Here is a 3,131-nt window from a genome sequence, read left to right on the forward strand (position 1 = left end):
TCCCGCCGATGGTCGCCGCTGGCTTGCGGGCGACCATCATGTGCATAGCATCTACAGCGCGCAATATCGCGCCGACCCGGCCCATCCCCATGCGCCGCCCGCGCCGATCATCGGCGGCGACTCGTCGCACACCATTGTCGAAAACGCCCGGATGGCGCGCCGTTTCGGCCTGTCATGGATGGTGTCGACGGACCATGGCGGACCCCGTCATTCGGTCCTCAACCATGACCGCGCTTGGCCCGATGTCGTCGCGGCACGCAAGGCCGTGTCGGACCTCGTCCTGTTCTACGGCGCCGAGTTCGACGTGCCCGGCGGCGAACATGCCAGCCTGATCCTGCCGATCGACGCGCAGGAGCGCGATACGTTGCGCGCTATCGAATCGCGCTTCGGCAAGCGCGAGGCGTTCCCGGCCGACCCGGCCCGCAACACCAAGTCCCGCATGATCGCGGCCCTCGGCTATATGGCCGACTTGCCGAATGCCCCTGTCGTCATCGGCACTCATCCGTCACGAACGGCGACGGGCCTTGGCCAATGGGGGCTTCATGCGCCCGCCGAATATCGGGCCTGGCATGATGCCGCGCCCCATGTCGCGATCGGCATGGAGGGTGCTCCTGGGCATCAGGCGGCAGCCTCCAAGCCGGGACTGGACGCAGCGCACGGGTCGCGCGGCCTCTATGGTGGATATCCCACGATGGGCGGCTTCGATCAGATGGTCGCCACGCTTGGCGGCGGATGGGATGCCCTGCTTGGCCAGGGGCTGCACTGGACGATCACGGCCACGTCGGATTCGCATGGCCACTGGACGGCGGGCGGGGCCGATTTCTGGCCCGGCGAATATGCCAAGACATGGGTGTTGGCGACACCGACCGGCGCGGACATTCTGGACGGCTTGCGCAGCGGGCGCGTCTTCGCGGTGACGGGCGACCTTATCGACGCGCTGGATTTTACGGCGGCCCGCGTACGGATGCCCGGTCAGCCTGCCGCCATTGGCGATACGCTCGCCGTGCCGGGCGGCGAGGACATCGTCGTGACAATCCGATGGCGACCGGCCCGCACGGCGAACGCCCATGGCGACGTGCCAAAGCTGGATCATGTCGACCTCATCGCAGGCGGCCCCTCCGCAGCGGCGGGTGATCGCAACGCGACGGCCAAGGTCATTCGCCGCTTCACCGCCCAGCAATGGAAGCAGGAAGGCGATTATCACGTCGTCGAACACCGCATCGGCGCACAGGACATGCCCCGCTACCTCCGCGTCCGTGGCACGAACACGACGCAAACCGAACCCGGTCCCGACCCCGTGGGCGAAAATCCCTGGAACGACCTGTGGTTCTATTCCAACCCGATCTACATCGATCGATAGGCAGACGTCAGGCCGCAGTGGAACCGGGGCAACTGGATGCACTTCGGGCAGGAAGGGTGGGGCACTAGCTTGCGATCTGTCCTCACAGACAGCCCGTGGTCGAGCAGACGAGCGTAGAAATTGCGGTCAAGCTGCGGGGCAGGGACTGCGCTACCCTTGCGCACTGCTCATGCGTGTCGAGGTCGGACAGAAAGGTATCACTATCCATTGCGACACCGGACAGATGGCGGCGCGGCTCGCGGTCACCATAATAGTTCCACAGTAAAACCGGATGCAGCGCTGATCCCGTTCATTGCCCAAGCGTATCGCTGGCGAAGGGAGCGCTTGGTCAGGCAGAAGCGAAAATGGGCACCAGCATATGGTCAATAGCCTTATCCACCCATTGGGTTTCGTTTGCCTCCACCCCTGCGAGTCGCGCGATCAGTTCCGGGTTGCCGAATGTTATCAGTGCGGCACCGATCAGTGTGAAATAGGCCATGACCGGCTCTGCACCCGCCAGTCGGCGTTGCGCCTGCAACCCGTCGAACAAAGGTTCGAGCAACCGCCAAACCGGTTGGCCGAAATTGGCGACCACCCATTCGTGGCGTGCCGACAGGACAGAAAATTCCTGAAGCATCAGGCGCGTCAGGCGGGGATTTGACGCGAAGGTCCGCAGAAAGTCCGGCAAAACCTTATGGGCGGTAGCGACGGGGTTGGCCAGCGCATCAGGCGTTAGATGCGCCCTTAGATATGCCTCGCCCTGACGTGCGAATGTTTCGATAACCTGCTGCCAAAGCGCCATTTTCGAAGGGAAATAATAGGCAAGATGGCCCTGCTCGATACCCGCCGCCGCCGCTATCGCCCGCGTACTGGCGCCTTCAAAGCCCAGATCCGAAAAAACCCGCAGCGCTGCATCGAGAACGAGCCGTCGATTTTCCTGACCATCATAGCGGGCGGGACTGCTGTCCTTTGGCGGCTTCTTTCCTTTATTCATCCGCCCCGTTTGCCGGTCCCGCACGCCCGGCGCAAGGGTCAAGTTTGTCGGTTGACAAATATCTTGGTCATATGACAAACACTAGACTCGTGAAAAACTGAACCGTCTTGGGAGAGAGCCATGTATCCGCTTGCCGCTGATCAACCCTATCCGCGTAACCAATGGTGGGTCGCGGCCTACGCATCGGAACTGGGCCGGACGTTGCTGGCCAGGGACATTCTGGGCGAGCCGGTGCTGTTCTATCGCACAGAAAATGGTGATCCGGTTGCGCTGGCAGGCATCTGTCCCCATCGCGCCTTCCCGCTGGAACGCGGGCGCTTGGTCGGGGATGCCGTGCAATGTGGGTATCACGGCTTTACTTTTGCTGCTGACGGGCATTGCCAGTTTGTGCCCAGCCAGAAAAATGTGCCGCAAAAATCAGCTCTGCGCCGCTACCCGATCGTGGAACGAGGCAATCTGCTGTGGATCTGGACCGGACAAGAAAGCCTCGCCGATCCTGGCCTGATCCCCGATATGGAAGCGATCGGACCTGGCAATCTCGACTGGGTCGTTGAACAGCATCCGCTTGCCACCGTCGATGCGCGTTATACGCTCTTGATCGAAAATCTGCTCGATCTCAGCCATGTCACCTTCATTCACGCCAACACCATTCCGGGCGGGAGCAAGGTGGTCGAAATTCCGGTCACGCTGGCCGAGACCGAGCGCAGCCTTACCGTCCAGCGCAACGGTCAGAACCTGCCTGTCAACGGCGGAGCAAAAGTCGGCCATTCGGCGGCGTAAAACCAGGCCATCGTGTTA

At 62.3% G+C, this 3,131-nt stretch carries 3 protein-coding genes; 2 read left to right on the forward strand and 1 reads right to left on the reverse strand.

Annotated elements, in window-relative coordinates; all coding sequences use genetic code 11:
* Positions 1-1,360 (forward strand): phosphoesterase (locus IL54_RS24560; protein WP_037473126.1); only part of this gene is annotated, 1,360 nt, incomplete at its 5' end.
* 328 nt (positions 1,361-1,688) lie between these two features.
* On the opposite strand, the gene IL54_RS22115 is transcribed toward IL54_RS24560, so the two are convergent.
* A complete protein-coding gene (locus IL54_RS22115; RefSeq protein WP_052027529.1) occupies positions 1,689-2,333 on the reverse strand; it encodes a TetR/AcrR family transcriptional regulator in 645 nt (214 codons plus the stop codon).
* A 120-nt stretch (positions 2,334-2,453) separates the two neighbouring features.
* Between IL54_RS22115 and IL54_RS02985 the strand changes: the two genes are divergently transcribed.
* Complete coding sequence (locus IL54_RS02985; protein ID WP_052027530.1) at positions 2,454-3,113, forward strand: Rieske 2Fe-2S domain-containing protein; 660 nt, start codon at positions 2,454-2,456, stop codon at positions 3,111-3,113.
* The last annotated feature ends 18 nt before the right edge of the window (positions 3,114-3,131 follow it).

The sequence above is a fragment of the Sphingobium sp. ba1 genome (assembly GCF_000743655.1).
In the GTDB taxonomy this organism is placed as follows: Bacteria; Pseudomonadota; Alphaproteobacteria; order Sphingomonadales; family Sphingomonadaceae; genus Sphingobium.

Coding starts and splice junctions, on each gene's coding strand:
- IL54_RS22115 (WP_052027529.1), bottom strand. CDS start 2,333: ATGAATAAAGGAAAGAAGCCGCCAAAGGACAGCAGTCCCGCCCGCTAT.
- IL54_RS02985 (WP_052027530.1), top strand. CDS start 2,454: ATGTATCCGCTTGCCGCTGATCAACCCTATCCGCGTAACCAATGGTGG.